At 64.9% G+C, this 13,942-nt stretch carries 13 protein-coding genes; 5 read left to right on the forward strand and 8 right to left on the reverse strand.

What is annotated here, in order from left to right; translation table 11 throughout:
- Both AC0WRY_RS20820 and AC0WRY_RS20825 read right to left on the reverse strand, forming a co-directional pair.
- Positions 1-1,389, reverse strand: coding sequence for a transaminase (locus AC0WRY_RS20820; protein ID WP_194402647.1), 1,389 nt, complete (start codon positions 1,387-1,389; stop codon positions 1-3).
- Complete coding sequence (locus tag AC0WRY_RS20825; protein ID WP_210347021.1) at positions 1,386-2,867, reverse strand: aldehyde dehydrogenase family protein; 1,482 nt, start codon at positions 2,865-2,867, stop codon at positions 1,386-1,388. Before AC0WRY_RS20825 ends, AC0WRY_RS20820 begins: the two co-directional genes overlap by 4 nt.
- Positions 2,868-3,081: 214 nt before the next feature.
- On the opposite strand from AC0WRY_RS20825, the gene AC0WRY_RS20830 reads away from it, so the two are divergent.
- Genes AC0WRY_RS20830 through AC0WRY_RS20840 form a run of 3 tightly spaced genes read left to right on the forward strand, consistent with a single transcriptional unit; the run spans position 3,082 to position 6,377 of the window.
- Positions 3,082-4,347 carry a Tm-1-like ATP-binding domain-containing protein gene (locus AC0WRY_RS20830; protein ID WP_194402649.1) on the forward strand — a complete coding sequence of 422 codons (1,266 nt, stop codon included), beginning with the start codon at positions 3,082-3,084 and terminating at the stop codon, positions 4,345-4,347.
- Entirely contained in the window at positions 4,344-5,009 is a 666-nt protein-coding gene (locus AC0WRY_RS20835) for an HAD-IA family hydrolase (RefSeq protein ID WP_194402650.1), read from the forward strand. The genes AC0WRY_RS20830 and AC0WRY_RS20835 overlap by 4 nt, the downstream gene beginning before the upstream one ends.
- Positions 5,010-5,027: 18 nt before the next feature.
- Positions 5,028-6,377 carry an aminotransferase class III-fold pyridoxal phosphate-dependent enzyme gene (locus AC0WRY_RS20840; RefSeq protein ID WP_194402651.1) on the forward strand — a complete coding sequence of 450 codons (1,350 nt, stop codon included), beginning with the start codon at positions 5,028-5,030 and terminating at the stop codon, positions 6,375-6,377.
- Here AC0WRY_RS20840 and AC0WRY_RS20845 read toward each other — a convergent pair whose 3' ends face one another.
- Entirely contained in the window at positions 6,378-7,064 is a 687-nt protein-coding gene (locus AC0WRY_RS20845) for a helix-turn-helix transcriptional regulator (RefSeq protein ID WP_194402652.1), read from the reverse strand. It abuts the gene before it with no gap.
- Between AC0WRY_RS20845 and AC0WRY_RS20850 the strand changes: the two genes are divergently transcribed.
- Both AC0WRY_RS20850 and AC0WRY_RS20855 read left to right on the forward strand, forming a co-directional pair.
- Positions 7,051-7,245 carry a hypothetical protein gene (locus AC0WRY_RS20850; protein WP_194402653.1) on the forward strand — a complete coding sequence of 65 codons (195 nt, stop codon included), beginning with the start codon at positions 7,051-7,053 and terminating at the stop codon, positions 7,243-7,245. The genes AC0WRY_RS20845 and AC0WRY_RS20850 overlap by 14 nt on opposite strands.
- Before the next feature lie 100 nt (positions 7,246-7,345).
- Positions 7,346-8,548, forward strand: coding sequence for a serine hydrolase domain-containing protein (locus tag AC0WRY_RS20855; RefSeq protein WP_194402654.1), 1,203 nt, complete (start codon positions 7,346-7,348; stop codon positions 8,546-8,548).
- Between the two features lie 387 nt (positions 8,549-8,935).
- On the opposite strand, the gene AC0WRY_RS20860 is transcribed toward AC0WRY_RS20855, so the two are convergent.
- From AC0WRY_RS20860 to AC0WRY_RS20880, 5 genes are all read right to left on the reverse strand, one after another.
- Positions 8,936-9,880 (reverse strand): 2-hydroxyacid dehydrogenase, encoded by a 945-nt coding sequence (locus AC0WRY_RS20860; RefSeq protein ID WP_194408344.1) that lies wholly within the window; start codon positions 9,878-9,880, stop codon positions 8,936-8,938.
- Positions 9,881-9,947: 67 nt separating this feature from the next.
- The gene (locus tag AC0WRY_RS20865; RefSeq protein WP_194402655.1) at positions 9,948-10,715 is read right to left on the reverse strand and encodes an SDR family oxidoreductase; all 768 of its coding nucleotides are present in this window, start codon (positions 10,713-10,715) and stop codon (positions 9,948-9,950) included.
- 15 nt (positions 10,716-10,730) lie between these two features.
- Positions 10,731-11,432: an HpcH/HpaI aldolase family protein gene (locus AC0WRY_RS20870; RefSeq protein ID WP_194402656.1), complete on the reverse strand. Its 702-nt coding sequence runs from the start codon at positions 11,430-11,432 to the stop codon at positions 10,731-10,733.
- Between the two features lie 15 nt (positions 11,433-11,447).
- Positions 11,448-12,251: an SDR family NAD(P)-dependent oxidoreductase gene (locus AC0WRY_RS20875; RefSeq protein ID WP_194402657.1), complete on the reverse strand. Its 804-nt coding sequence runs from the start codon at positions 12,249-12,251 to the stop codon at positions 11,448-11,450.
- A gap of 7 nt (positions 12,252-12,258) precedes the next feature.
- Positions 12,259-13,941: a hydantoinase B/oxoprolinase family protein gene (locus tag AC0WRY_RS20880; RefSeq protein ID WP_194402658.1), complete on the reverse strand. Its 1,683-nt coding sequence runs from the start codon at positions 13,939-13,941 to the stop codon at positions 12,259-12,261.
- Between the last annotated feature and the right edge of the window lies 1 nt (position 13,942).

Below are 13,942 nucleotides of genomic sequence, written 5' to 3' on the forward strand. Positions count from 1 at the left end.
TCAGATCACTCCCGCATCGTTCGCCAGATGAACAAAGCGCTCGAACACCTCGCCATGCCGATCGACATCGGCCGACGATGTCGCCGGACATGTCAGCAACATGCCGTGGAACGGTGTGATCAGGATGCCCTCGTTCATGTAAAAGGCATGCATCAACGTCTCGAGCTCGGGCTGTCGTCCGGCGATCACGTCGGCGCCGTTGCGCGGGGCGTCCGGCATGAACATGATCTCGATGCGGGCGCCGATCTGGGTCACGTGCCAGGGCAGATCGTTTCGCGCGATGATCTCGCGGCCGCGCGCGGCCAGCCGCTCGGCATGCGCGATCATGCCGGCATAGGCCGGCGCCGTCAGCACCTCTTCCAGCACCGCGCGCATGGCGGCAACCGCCAATGCGCCGCCCGCCAGCGTGCCGCCGAAGCCGAGATGCGCCGACTGCCGATGCCGCGGATTGACGGGGGGAACGATCCGCCAGAGCCGTTCGGCGATGGCCTGGTCGAGACCAAAGATGCCGGCAGGGATGCCGCCGGCGATCGCCTTGCCGGCGACGAAGATGTCGGGCTCGAGGCCGTGGAGCGCGGTGTAGCCGCCGGGTCCGCAGGACAACGTATGCGTCTCGTCGATGATCAGCACGGAGCCGGCTACGCGCGTCGCGTCCCGCAAACGTCGATGAAAGCCGTCCGCTACCGGGATCATCCCGAAATTGGTCATCACGGGCTCAGTAAGAACGCATGCGACATCGCCCGCGGCGAGCGCCGCTTCCACCGCCGCGATGTCGTTGAATTCGACGATCCTGGTCACGGCATCGTAATCGACGGCGTTCGGATGGATCATGTTACGCAGGCCGATCCGTCCCTCGCGGATCTCGACATGCGCCTCGTCGACGCCACCATGGTAGCAGCCAGAGAAGACCAGCACCTTGGTCTTTCCGGTGATCATGCGCGCGATGCGGATGGCCGCGCGGTTGGCGTCGGTGGCAGACGTCGTCAGCGTCCAGTAGCGGGGACCGAACCGGCGTGACAGCTCGGCGCCGACCCAGAGGCTGTCCTCGGTCGGCAACATCATGGTGGCGCCGCGCCCGATCTGCCGCGTCACCGCGCGCGTCACGGCTTCGGGCGCGTGGCCGCACATCGCGCCGGTGTCGCCGAGACAGAAATCGACGTAGTCACGATGATCGATATCGCGCAGATGAGCCCCCCACGCTGCGTCGACATAGATCGGAAATCCTCCGGCCCAGCGGCGCATCCAGTGCGACGGCGCGCCGTAGAGGAAGTGGCGCCGGCCTTCCCGCCACGCCGCGGCGGAGCGCGGATGCAGGCGCAGGAAGCGCGCCTGCTCACCGTCGATCAACCGGTCGAGCGCCGTCGTGCGCAATTCTGTTGCCACCGTCACAGCGCAATCCAGGCGGTTTTCCGGTCGGTATATTCGTCGAACGCATGCAGCGACTTGTCGCGGCCGAAGCCGGACTGCTTGAAGCCGCCGAGGGGAACCGTCACATCGGTGCCACCATAGGTGTTGACGTGCACCACACCGGCATTGATCGCGCGCACCATCCGGTGCGCCGTGCGGAGCGACCCGGTCCAGACCGCGGCGGCCAGACCATACGCGCTCGCATTGGCGAGCCGCACCGCCTCCTCCTCATCCTCGAAGCGGATCACCGCGAGCACCGGCCCAAAGACCTCCTCGCGCCACAGGTTCATCCCGGGACCCACGCCGGCAAAGATCGTCGGCGCCATGTAGTAGCCGCCACCCTCCGCGTGCAGTCGCCCGCCACCGCACAGGCGCTCGGCGCCCGCCCCCTCCGCCCGCTGCACGACATCGAGATTCTTGCGCAACTGCGCTTCGCTGTTCACCGCACCGATATCGAAGCTGAGATCGAGGGGGTCACCGATCCTGAGCTTGCCGGTCACCGCAAGCAGCTCGCTCATGAACTGATCGTAGATGCCGGACTGCACCAGCAGCCGCGAGCCAGCGACGCAGACCTGCCCGGAGTTACGGAAGATTCCATTCGCCGACACTTTTGCGGCCTGCTTGATATCAGGGACATCGGAGAACACGACGTTCGGCGATTTGCCGCCCAGCTCGAGATAGACCCGCTTCAGGTTGGAGCGCGCCGAATATTCCAGGAGCCGTCGGCCGACCGGGCCCGATCCCGTGAAGGCGAGCACGTCGACATCCATGTGTAGCGCCAGCGCCTCGCCGGCGGTCGCACCGCGCCCGGTGACGACATTGAGCACGCCATCGGGCAATCCGGCCTCGCTCGCAAGCGCCGCCAGACGGAGCAGCGTCAGCGAGGCGGTTTCCGGCGGCTTCACCACCACGGAATTCCCGGCGGCAAGCGCGGGCGCGATCTTCCAGGCGCCGATCATCAGCGGAAAATTCCAGGGCACGATCACGCCGACCACGCCGAGCGGCTCGCGGTGAATGAGGCCGAGCACGTCGCGACCCGTGGGCGCGATCTCGCCATAGACCTTGTCGATCGCCTCGGCGTAATAGCGAAGGGTCGCGACCGCCGACAACGGCTCGGCCTTGAACGCCATGCCGATCTCGGTGCCGTTGTCGCGCACGCCGAGCACGGCGAGTTCCATCGCATGGCGCTCGACGAGCTCGGCGAACCGCAACAGGATCTTCTTGCGCTCCGCAGGCGCTGCGCGCGACCAGGCACCGTCGTCGTAGACGCGTCGCGCGGCCCGCACGGCAGCATCGATGTCGGCGGCGTCGCCATCGGCGATCGTCGTCAGGCGCTTGCCGTCGATGGGCGAGATCACGTCCAGCCGCCCGCTGCCTGCGCCCTCGACCGTGGCGCCTGCGATGAAGTGTTGCTGCGGGGAAACCGCCGCCGTTCGCAGCGCGTCGATGTCGGATTGCAACATGAGAGAGCCCGGAATGAAACGGTGACTCGACGGCTGCGCAGCCGATCGCGATCATGCCCGTCATTCAGCTTCGATGCGTCGCTTCTCACAATCCACCGATAGGTGGATGTCATGCACCGCAGCAAATCCATAACGTCGGTTGCAACAATCACCCCGCGCGCAGGCATGCGCCGTTGCGCGTCCCTTTGTCCGACACCGGCATTCCGAAGACATGACCAACAGAACACGCCCGCGCATCCTGCTGATCGGCACCGGCGATACGAAATCGGACGAACTGCTGTTCATGCAGCGCTGCATCGCTGACGCCGGCGGCGAGACCGTGATGATGGACATCAGTGTTCTGGGCGATCCCCCTTACAAGGCTGCGCACGACAAACATGCGGTCGCCGCGGCGGCCGACACGACGATCGCCGCCGTGATCGCCAGCGGCGACGAGAATTCGTCGATGACGCTGATGGCGCGCGGCGCCGCCCGGCTGACGCGGCAACTTTGCGACGACGGCCGGATCGACGCCATGATCGCGATCGGCGGCACCATGGGCACCGACCTCGCGCTCGACGTCGCGCTGGCGCTGCCGCTCGGCTTTCCCAAGTTGATCGTGTCGACGATCGCATTCTCCCATCTGATTCCCCCGGAACGCATCGCCGCCGATCTGATGATGATCCTGTGGGCCGGCGGCCTCTACGGCCTCAACGGCACCTGCACGGCGGTGCTATCGCAGGCCTGCGGTGCGATTGTCGGCGCGGCCCGCGGCGCGATCAGGCCACGGCCCGAGCGACCGATCGTGGCGCTGACCTCGCTCGGCAAGAGCTGCCTCAGCTATATGGTCGAACTGAAGCCGCAGCTCGAGGCGCGCGGCTACGAGGTCGTGGTGTTCCACACCACCGGCATGGGCGGCCGCGCGATGGAATCGATCGCGGCGCATGGCGGATTTGCCGCGGTGCTCGACCTCAGCCTGCAGGAGGTCGCCAACCAGTTGATGGGCTCGGTGGTGAATTCCGGCTCGGATCGCCTGATGAATGCGGGCCGTAGCGGCATTCCGCAAATCGTCGCGCCCGGCGCCATCGACATGGTGGATTTTCCGGCTTGGCTGCCGGTGCCGGCCGAGCTCTCCGATCGTCCGTTCCATGCGCACAACCGCCTGCTCGCATCCGCGACCTCCGGTGCCGACGATCGCCGCCGCATCGCGCGCGCCATCGCCGCGAAACTTGCGGAAGCGACGGCGCCGGTTGCCTTCGTGCTCCCGGCCGGCGGCATCCAGCAATGGGACCAGGTGGGCGAGCCGCTGCATGATCCCGAGGGCCTTGGCGCCTTCGTCGCGGAAATGCGCGCCGCGATCCGTCCGCCGGTCGAGCTTCACGTGATCAAGGACCACATCAACCACCCGGGTTTCGTCGCGAAGGTGCTCGCGATCTTCGACCGCTGGGTGGCCGAGGGCGTCGTTCCCGCCGGCAAAGTTCCGGTGGAACAGACATGAGCGCGCCCGCGGCAAGCGCGCTGGTGCTGGATTTCGGCGGGGTGATCTCGAAGACCCTGTTCGAGACCCACGATGCGACCGAAGCCGCGCTCGGCCTGGCAAGGGGGACGCTGACCTGGCGCGGGCCTTTCGCCGAGGATACCGATCCGCTCTGGTCGGCGATGCAGCACGGAGAATTATCCGAGCGCGACTACTGGCTGGCGCGCAGCCGCGAGGTCGGCAGGCTCGTCGGCGAGGACTGGGACGACATGCAGACCTTCGTCCGGCGCGCGCGCGGCGCCGATCCGATGCTGGTCATCCGCCCCGAGGCCGAACGCGCCATCCGGATCGCGCGCGACGCCGGCCGCAAGCTCGCCATTCTCTCCAACGAGCTCGACCTGTTCTACGGCGCGGAGTTTCGGCGCAAGCTGCCGCTGCTTGCGCATTTCGACGTCATCGTCGACGCCACCCATACAGAGATCCTCAAGCCCGACCCCCGCGCCTATGGCGCCGTGTGCGATGCCCTCGGGCTCGGGCCGCAGGCCTGCGTCTTCGTCGACGACCAGGAACGCAACATCAAGGGCGCGATCGCCTGCGGCCTCTCCACCGTCCGGTTCGACGTTCGAGATCCCCAAGACTCCTACCGGCAGGCCCTGCACATGCTCGGCCTTGCCTTCGATTGACGACTAGCGGAGCCATCCATGCGCGAAATCAATTTCCTGGTCGAGAACAATGCCCGCCGCATCTGGCACCCGATGGCGCATCCCAAGGACATGCAGGACCATCCGCCGCGCATCATCATGAAGGGCGAAGGCATTCACGTCACCGACATCGAAGGCAAGGCCGTGCTCGACGCGGTCGGCGGTCTCTGGAACGTGACGCTCGGCTATAGCTGCGATCCGATCAAGAAGGCGATCGCCGACCAGCTCGGCGAGCTGCCCTATTATTCCGGCTTTCGCGGCGTCTCGACGGGACCCGCGATCGAGCTCGCCTATGAGCTGACCGAATGGTTCAAGCCGGAAGGCATGGTGCGCGCGTTCTTCACCTCGGGCGGCTCCGATTCCGTCGAGACCGCGCTGCGGCTCGCACGGCAATACTGGAAGATCAAGGGCCAGCGCGACCGCACCAAATTCCTGGCGCTGAAGAAGGGCTATCACGGCACGCATTTCGGCGGCGCATCCGTCAACGGCAATGCCAATTTCCGCCGCAACTACGAGCCGCTGCTGCCGGGCGTCTACCACATTCCCTCGCCCTGGACCTATCGCAATCCCTTCAACGAGACCGATCCGGCGAAGCTCGCGCAGCTCTGCGCCAATGCGCTCGTCGACGAGATCGAATTCCAGGGCGCCGACACCATCGCCGCCTTCATCATGGAGCCGGTGCTCGGTGCCGGCGGCGTCATCGTGCCGCACGAGAGTTTCATGCGACTGGTGCGCGAGATCTGCGACCGCTACGGCATCCTCCTGATCTCGGACGAGGTCGTCACCGGCTTCGGCCGCACCGGCGCCTGGTCCGGAGCGCGGCTCTGGGACGTCAAGCCGGACATGATGACGATCGCAAAGGCCGTCACATCGGGCTATTTCCCGCTGGGCGCCACCATGATCGGCGAGACGGTCGCCGAGGCCTTCGAGAGCGACGAGACGAGTTTCGGCTCGATCGGCCACGGCTACACTTATTCCGGTCATCCCGTCGGTTGCGCGGCCGGCATCGCCGCGCTTGCCGAAACGAAGCGGCTGCAGCTCGACGCCAGGGCCGCGGCCTCCGGCGCCGTGCTCAACGCGGCGCTCGCGGCGCTCAAGCAGAAGCACGAGATCGTCGGCGATGTCCGCGGCAAGGGCCTGATGGCGGCGCTCGAGCTCGTCGTCGACCGCGGCAGCAAGAAGGCGCTCGACAAGAAGCGTGTCGGAAAGATCGCGGATGCGATCTACAATGCCGGCGTGATGGTGCGCGTCTCCGGCAGCAACATCATCCTGTCGCCGCCCCTGATCATCACGGCCGATGACGCCAGGACGATCGCGAACGCGATCGACCACGGGCTTGCGGCTGGCTGATCAACAAAGCCGCGGCTGCTGGTTCGGCCGCGCCATCAGCGCCACCACGGCGGAGCGTGTCTCGACGCCGAGCTTCTCGAAGATGTGGATCAGGTGCGTCTTCACCGTCGCCTGGCCGATCTTCAGGCACTCGCCGATCTCGCGATTGGTCCGGCCGCAGCACAACAGCCGCACCACGTCCATTTCGCGGCTGGTCAGGCCATAGCGCTGCCCGTCCTCCGGCGCGGCCGCGCGGCCGACCAGGTTGAACTGCAGATACTGATGGATCTTCTGAGCCATGGTCACGGCGCCCTCGGGAATCCGCGCGTCCCGGTCCCACGCCACGCTCATGCCGGCGACGATCTGGTCGTCGCGCCGGAAGAAGAAGTCCATCATGTCGACGATGCCGCATTGATCCAGGAACGAACGGTAGAGCGCCGTCTCGCCGGCTTGCCGGCCGGCCATCGTCTTGCTCAGCCGCGCCACCGCAAGGCCGGCCGCGTGACGAGGATGCTGCGGGTCGAATGCGCTCATGCCGTCGAGATATTGCCGATGAAACGGCTCCGGAATGCCGGACAGCAGGAAGCGCCGGAGGTTGTAGCCCTCGTCGACCTCGTAAAATGCCGTCGCCGAACCATCCAGCATTGACTGCGCGAAATGCACCGCTTCGCTCGTTGCGGGGTCCGAGCGGCCCATGAGCATCAGCATGGCCTACCCTCCTCGATTCCACTCCGTTTCGGACATCTGGCGTGTCCTCGCGCAGGCGACGCTGGGACAGGCACCGCTCTTAGTCAAGCAATTTCCGGACCACGGGCTTCAACTCGGCAACGAACGCGGCTCCCGCCCGATCCGCGCCTCCACCGAAGGGTTGATTGACTGGACAGCGTGACGGCATCGGCCGCCGGCCTCCACCACCCGGTTGATTGCCGAGCGTGCAAGGTGCATCAGATCGTGACACTGCCTCGCCTGAAACCCGAGACGGAACAGGAATGAATTCGCATCGCATCATGTCCGCCTTCCCGCCCGCTGAGGATCAGCAGGTGACGCTCGCCAATTGGCGGCAGCATCCGTTCAGCACATGGGCGTTCCGCAACGTTCGCGAATTGTTGCCGACAGCCAACATCGCGCACTCGCCGGAGCCGACCACTTTGTCCTTTGGGCAGAGATATCTCGAGGACGTAGTCTTTGCCGGTCGAAGCGGCGAGACGACAAACTTCAGCGAAGCACTCCGCACCAGCCACACCGACGGCATCGTCGTGATGCACCGTGGGCAGGTGGTGTCCGAGTGGTACGCCAACGGTCTTGCGCCCGATACGCCCCACCTGATCTTCTCCGTCAGCAAGTCGATCGCCGGCACGCTGGGCGGCATTCTCGCCGAGTGCAGCAAGCTCGATCCGGATGCGCCAGTCACGCGTTACATCCCCGAAATGGAGAGATCGGTCTATGGCGGCAGCTGCACGGTCAGGCACCTGCTCGACATGAGCGTCGGCATCCGCTTCGACGAGGACTACATGGCCCGCGACGGCGACGTCATCAACTATCGGCGGTCGACCGGCTGGGAGCCGCCGGATGCGGGCGTTCCATCGTCCCATCTGCGGCAATATCTGCAAACGCTGCGGCCGAACGGCACTCCGCACGGGCAGACCTTTCACTACGTGTCGACCAACACCGACGTGCTCGGCTGGGTCTACGAGCGCGCCTGCGGCATGTCCTACGCAAAGATCCTGTCGCAGTACCTCTGGCAGCCGATGGGCGCACAGCACGACGCCTACATCACCGCCGATTCCCGCGGCGCCGCGCGCGTGGCCGGCGGCATCTGCGCTACATTGCGCGATCTCGCGCGCTTCGGCGAAATGATGCGCAATCATGGTGTCAGCAACGGGCGACAGGTAGTGCCGGCCTGGTGGATCGACGATATCAGGCGGAACGGCAATGCCGAGGCATGGTCGCGCGGAGACCTCACGAAAGTCTTTCCAAACGGCAACTATCGCAGCAAGTGGTACACGATCGATCGCAGCCAGAGCGCCTTCGCCGCAGTCGGCATTCACGGCCAGTGGATCTACATCGATCCTGCGAACGCCACCGTCATCGCCCGCGTTTCGTCGCAACCACTGCCCATGGACCTGGATTTCGATCATATGTGGCTACGAGGCTATCGTGCGATAGCAACCAGGCTGCACGAAGATGCCTGAGACCTACAAGCGCGTCCGCTTTCGACAATCGCCGTCGATCCCGAGAGCCGACCAGTTCGGCCAATGCAGTTTCGTTGATGACCCCGCTGCCATCACGAGCGCAAGATCGTCGAAAATCGTAGATTGGCGCACAAAATCGCAGACTTGGTAGCGGGGGTCCGCTACATCGCAAAACCCACTATTGCGGAGGCGCTGTTTTCTTACCGGCGAGCCGCCTAACTCGGAACGTCAGGTCTCGGTAGTCCGCCAGAAGCCGCCGCCGGCCAAATCGATCGGTGAGCAGGTTGAAATCGGGAGGCGCAACCACCGATGCCGACGTCCGCTTCGGGGTCTGATCCCACTGGAGCCGTAGCCCGAAAACAGGCGTTTGTCGAATGACGGCAGCCTCTAGATAACGGGCGTAATCAGAGCCGCGCCCACGAAATGGGCTGTAAGATTGTCCCGGACCAGCTTGCCCATGGCGCGCCGGGTCTCCGTCGTGCCCGAGGCGTGATGCGGCTGAAGCACGGTATTGTCGAGGAACCTGAGCCGTTCATCGATATTCGGCTCGTTCCAGAACACGTCGAGGCCTGCGCCCTTGATGAGCTTGGCCTCGAGTGCGCGAAGCAGAGCCGTTTCGTCGACCGTCGATCCCCGGGAGACATTGATGAGGATGCCGTCAGGTCCGAGGGCGTCGAGCACACGCCCGTTGACGATGCCTTTCGTACTCTCGCCACCGGCCAGCGTCACGATGAGGAACTCGGCGCGGTGGGCCAACTCCACAAGATCCGGGACGAAGGCGTAGGGCAGATCCACCCGCCCGGCAACATCGAAATAGGCGATCTCGCAATCGAACGCGGCGAGCCGCTTTGCGACAGCCGCACCGACGCGGCCCATCCCGACGACGCCCGCGGTCTTGCCGGTGACCCGGGTCACCAGCGGCATATTGCCCTTGGTCCAATGTCCCTCGCGCACGAAGCGGTCGGCCTGCGGTATCTTTCTCGCGACCGCCAGCAATAGGCCGACGGCCATGTCGGCAACATCGGCGGTCAACACGTCCGGTGTCTTCGTCACCCGAATTCCATTCGCCCTAGCATGGGTCAAATCTATGGCGTCGGTGCCGACGCCATAGCAGGTCACAATCTCAAGCGCCGGCAGCCGCTTCATGAGGTCAGCAGACGCCCCCAGCTCGCCCCGCGTTGCGATTGCCCGGATCGTGCTGCCGTTAGCCTCGATCAGGCGGTCACGATCTGCCGCCTCCCAGAGTTTGTGCACGATATATCGCGCGTCGAGCTCAGCCATGTCCCAGGCGGGATAGGGTCCGATCATCAGCACTTCTGGTTTGGTCGGCATGTTACGGAACCCTTTCCCGCCGGGTGCAAGGCCATGGAGTTGTTTGGGGTGCAACGGAGCGCCGGGATCACAGGGAGGTCGTGATGCCGCCGTCGACGTAGAGCGTATGGCCGTTGACGAAGGACGACGCCTCACCAGACAGAAACACGGCGGCGCCGATCAGCTCGTCGACATTGCCCCAGCGCGACGCCGGCGTCCGCTTTTCGAGCCACGCCGAGAACTGGGGATCGTCCACCAGCGCTTGATTCAGCGGAGTCTTGAAGTAACCGGGCGCGATCGCATTGACCTGGAGACCGTGCCTGGCCCAATCGGCGCACATGCCACGCGTCAGGTTCTTGATCGCTCCTTTGGTCGCGGTATACGGCGCAATGCCGGGGCGAGCGAGCTCGCTTTGAACCGACGCGATGTTGATGATCTTGCCCTTTCGGCGCGGGATCATATGGCGTGCAACCGCCTGGCCGACATAGAAGGCGCTGGACACATTGGTCTTGAGCAATTCTTCCCACTTTTCCGCCGGGAAATCCTCCAACGGCGTGCGGAACTGCATGCCGGCATTGTTGACGAGAATGTCAATCGGACCGATCGCCTCTTCAATGCGCGAGATCCCGCCGCGAACGGCCTCGACGCGGGTGACGTCGAAGCTCGTTACTGCGACGTCGTGCCCGCCGGCCCTGACCCTCGCGGCGGCCACATCCAGTTTGTCGCGATCGCGCCCATTCAGCACCACGGAGGCGCCGTGCTCGGCGAGCCCGCGCGCGATCGCGAAGCCGATACCTTGCGACGATCCCGTCACCAGCGCACGGCGGCCGGCGAGATTGAACAATTCGAATGCCATGGTGTCCGTCCGAGTTCAGCGGGCGAGCAGCTTCTTGACGCCGGCCAGACCGACACGCAGGAACGGATCGGAGTGGATGTAGAAATACCGCACACCTTGCTCGAACAGAGAGGGCAGTTCGTCCGACGTCACAAGCGTGCCGGCGACCTTGCCGGCCGCGCGGATCTTCTTCACGGCATAGGCAACCCGCTCCATCACGGCCTGCGGCCGCGGCTGCCCGAACGGCGGCGCCGGCGGATAACCCATGTTCTGCGAGAGGTCGCCGGGCCCGATGAAGAAGACATCAATCCCTTCCACGGCGACCAGCGCATCGATGTCGTCGATCGCCTTGGGCGTCTCGATCATGGCGATGACGAGCCGCTTTTCATAATCGGCCGGGCATGCGTAGCGTACCGCGTCGACGATGGCGCGCGCCTGGTTCGCGGTATCGACCATCGGCACCATGAGACCATCGGCGCCGGCATTGAGATAGCGGATGAGGAGTGGCCGCTCATGCGAATGCGGGCGGACGATGGCGGCGCCGCCTGCCCCTCGGATCGCTTGTGCGGTTACGCGCACATCCTCAAAGCTCCAGGTGCCGTGCTCGCAATCGACGAAGATGGCATCGGCACCGAGCTCGACCAGGCGGACAGCCAGCCCCGACGACGAGTGATGCGGCGTGAGCATGGTGACCGCCTCACCTTTGGCAAGGCGCTCGCGCAACTTGGCTCCATTCATAGGATATCCTCTTCTCTAGCTCTTCGGCTTGTCGGCGAGACCCGCGGGCGCACCGACCCAGCGGGCCGTCTCGATGTCCGCGGATGTATCGCGCATGAAAGTCGGGCAGATGTACAGTTCGGGGATCATCGCGCCCTTTTGCAGGCTCGCGCAGAGCAGGACCGCGCGCGCGACGTCGTGCGGATTGAGCATCACGGCGCGTTCGCTGTCCAAAGGCGGGCGGGCGCGACTATCCATGATCGGCGTGTCGGTCTCGCCCGGCAGGATCGTCGTCGCGCGAATGCCCTGATTGCGAAACGTGTTGTGCAGGAACGTCATGAAATTCTTCACGCCGGCCTTGGCCGCGCCGTAGGCGGCTCCCCCGAGCAGGTTCGGATTGACGACCGCCAGCGAAGACACCGTGATGATCGTGCCTTCCTTCCGGGCAATCATGTCCTCCAGCACGGCCTGCGTCAGATTGAACACGGCGGTGAGATTGACGTTGACCGTGGTGTTCCACTCCGCCTCGCTGATGAACCGCGCGTTCAGCACCTTGCTGGCACTCCCGGCGTTGTTCACGAGAATGTCGATCGACCCGACATTGCCCTTGACCCAAGCGACCGTCTCGAGGATCGCGTCGCGCGACGCCACGTCGAGTGCGCGGACGACAGCCTTGCCGCCGGCTTTCTCGATCACTGCCACGACTTCCTGAAGCGGCGCGATCCGGCGGCCGGTCAGCACGACCGTTGCGCCGGCCTCAGCCAGCAAGATCGAGGTCTCGCGCCCGATCCCCGTTCCCGCGCCCGTGACAAGCGCGATCTTTCCGTCGAGCAGACCCATGGTTCCTCTATTCGGCGGCCGTCGCCGCCACGTTTGAGCGCTGATAGCCGTAAATCTGCCTCGCGGCCGCGGGCGTGATCAAGCCTTCTGCAAGGTCGAATTCGATCGAGGCCGCCGTGCGCTCGGATGTACGCCCCCATCCGCCCCCGCCCGGCGTCTCGACCTCCAGGCGATCACCCATCTTCAGGACCACCTTTCCCTTGGGAAATTGCGGCTCCCCGTTCCTGTACACCTTGCCGGCACTGCCGGATTTGCCGCCGACGACGCCGAAACAGGGATGGCGCACACGCTCGGACGCCAGATAGACGTTCATCGGGTTGCGCCCGCGATTGCGCAGCACGACGCGCTGGCCGAGCCCGCCACGGCTCTTCCCAGCACCGCCAGAGTCCGGAATGAGTTCCTTGCACTCGGTGAGCGCGGGGACGGCAATCTCGAACATCTCAATCGCCGTGACCTTACAGTTGGACGGAAAGCTCAGCGTATCGAGACCGTCGAGTTCGGCGCGCGCACCCTGTCCGCCATGGAAATTCTGCACCGAGCCGTATTGCGTGCCGTCGTCGCGCCGGCCGACGCAGTTGGCGGCCCAGATCGGCGCGCCGCCGCTGTCGCCCATCACCTTGTCCGGCACCACGCCTTCCAACGCCTTGAAAATCAGCGACGGGATGACATGCCCGATCAGGTTGCGCGAATTGCCCGCCGTCCATTCCTCTGGATTGAGAATCGAGCCGAGCGGCGCCTCGTCAGTGATCGGCGTGATGCAGCCCTCGTTATTCGGTGTATCCGGGTCGAGCAGGCACTTCAGCGCGTAGACCGAATGGGCGTAGCGATAATTGGTCCGGCAGTTGATCGAGTGAAGAATCTGCGCGGACGTTCCCGCGTAATCGACGTGAACGGAATCGTCGCGCACGATCACGGCCGCCTTGAGCGTCACATCCGTGTCATAGCCGTCGAGCAGCACCTCGGCGCGATAGGTCCCGTTCGGCCATTGCCGGATCGCCCGCCGCGTCTGCGCTTCGGATCGCGTGTGGATGGCATCGGCCAGTTCGTCGATACCATCGAGATCATACTCGTCGAGGAATTTCACCAGTTCGCGGCCCATGACATTGTTGGCGGCGACCATGGATTCGAGATCGCCCATCACTTCGGTCGGCAGCCGAACGGAAGCTGCGATGATGTCGAGCACATCCTGGTTGGGAACGCCGGCCTTGTGCAGCTTCACGATCGGGAAGCGGATGCCCTCCTCGAAGATGTCGCTGGCTTCGGAATGCAGGGGAGCGCCGCCGATGTCGGGCAGATGCGCGATCGAGCCGGCATAGGCCACGACCTTGCCGTTCTTGAAGATCGGCGTGATCATCGTCACGTCAGGAAGATGGCCGGTGCCGATCTCGGGATCGTTGGTGGCAAGTACGTCGCCTTCTTCCAGGGTCTCGGCCGGAAACTTCGGCAGGAAGTATTTTTGCGCGGCCACCGGCAGCGAGGTGATGAAGACCGGGATTGACCAGGTGCATTGAGCGAGCGCGCGGCCGCGGCTGTCGAGCAGCACGGTCACATAGTCGTGGTTCTCGCGCACGATCGGCGAGAAGGCGGTGCGGCCGAGCACGATGTCGGCCTGGTCGGCGATGAAGATCAGGCGATTCCACATCACCTGGAGATTGATGGGATCGTTGAAATCGGCAGCGTTCACGGACATG

This window comes from Bradyrhizobium sp. T-12, assembly GCF_058314695.1.

Bases quoted from the DNA above. Each gene is read 5' to 3' on its own strand.
- AC0WRY_RS20830 (WP_194402649.1), top strand. From the start codon at position 3,082: ATGACCAACAGAACACGCCCGCGCATCCTGCTGATCGGCACCGGCGAT.
- AC0WRY_RS20835 (WP_194402650.1), top strand. From the start codon at position 4,344: ATGAGCGCGCCCGCGGCAAGCGCGCTGGTGCTGGATTTCGGCGGGGTG.
- AC0WRY_RS20840 (WP_194402651.1), top strand. From the start codon at position 5,028: ATGCGCGAAATCAATTTCCTGGTCGAGAACAATGCCCGCCGCATCTGG.
- AC0WRY_RS20850 (WP_194402653.1), top strand. From the start codon at position 7,051: ATGAGCATCAGCATGGCCTACCCTCCTCGATTCCACTCCGTTTCGGAC.
- AC0WRY_RS20845 (WP_194402652.1), bottom strand. From the start codon at position 7,064: ATGCTGATGCTCATGGGCCGCTCGGACCCCGCAACGAGCGAAGCGGTG.
- AC0WRY_RS20855 (WP_194402654.1), top strand. From the start codon at position 7,346: ATGAATTCGCATCGCATCATGTCCGCCTTCCCGCCCGCTGAGGATCAG.
- AC0WRY_RS20860 (WP_194408344.1), bottom strand. From the start codon at position 9,880: ATGCCGACCAAACCAGAAGTGCTGATGATCGGACCCTATCCCGCCTGG.
- AC0WRY_RS20865 (WP_194402655.1), bottom strand. From the start codon at position 10,715: ATGGCATTCGAATTGTTCAATCTCGCCGGCCGCCGTGCGCTGGTGACG.
- AC0WRY_RS20870 (WP_194402656.1), bottom strand. From the start codon at position 11,432: ATGAATGGAGCCAAGTTGCGCGAGCGCCTTGCCAAAGGTGAGGCGGTC.
- AC0WRY_RS20875 (WP_194402657.1), bottom strand. From the start codon at position 12,251: ATGGGTCTGCTCGACGGAAAGATCGCGCTTGTCACGGGCGCGGGAACG.
- AC0WRY_RS20880 (WP_194402658.1), bottom strand. From the start codon at position 13,941: ATGTCCGTGAACGCTGCCGATTTCAACGATCCCATCAATCTCCAGGTG.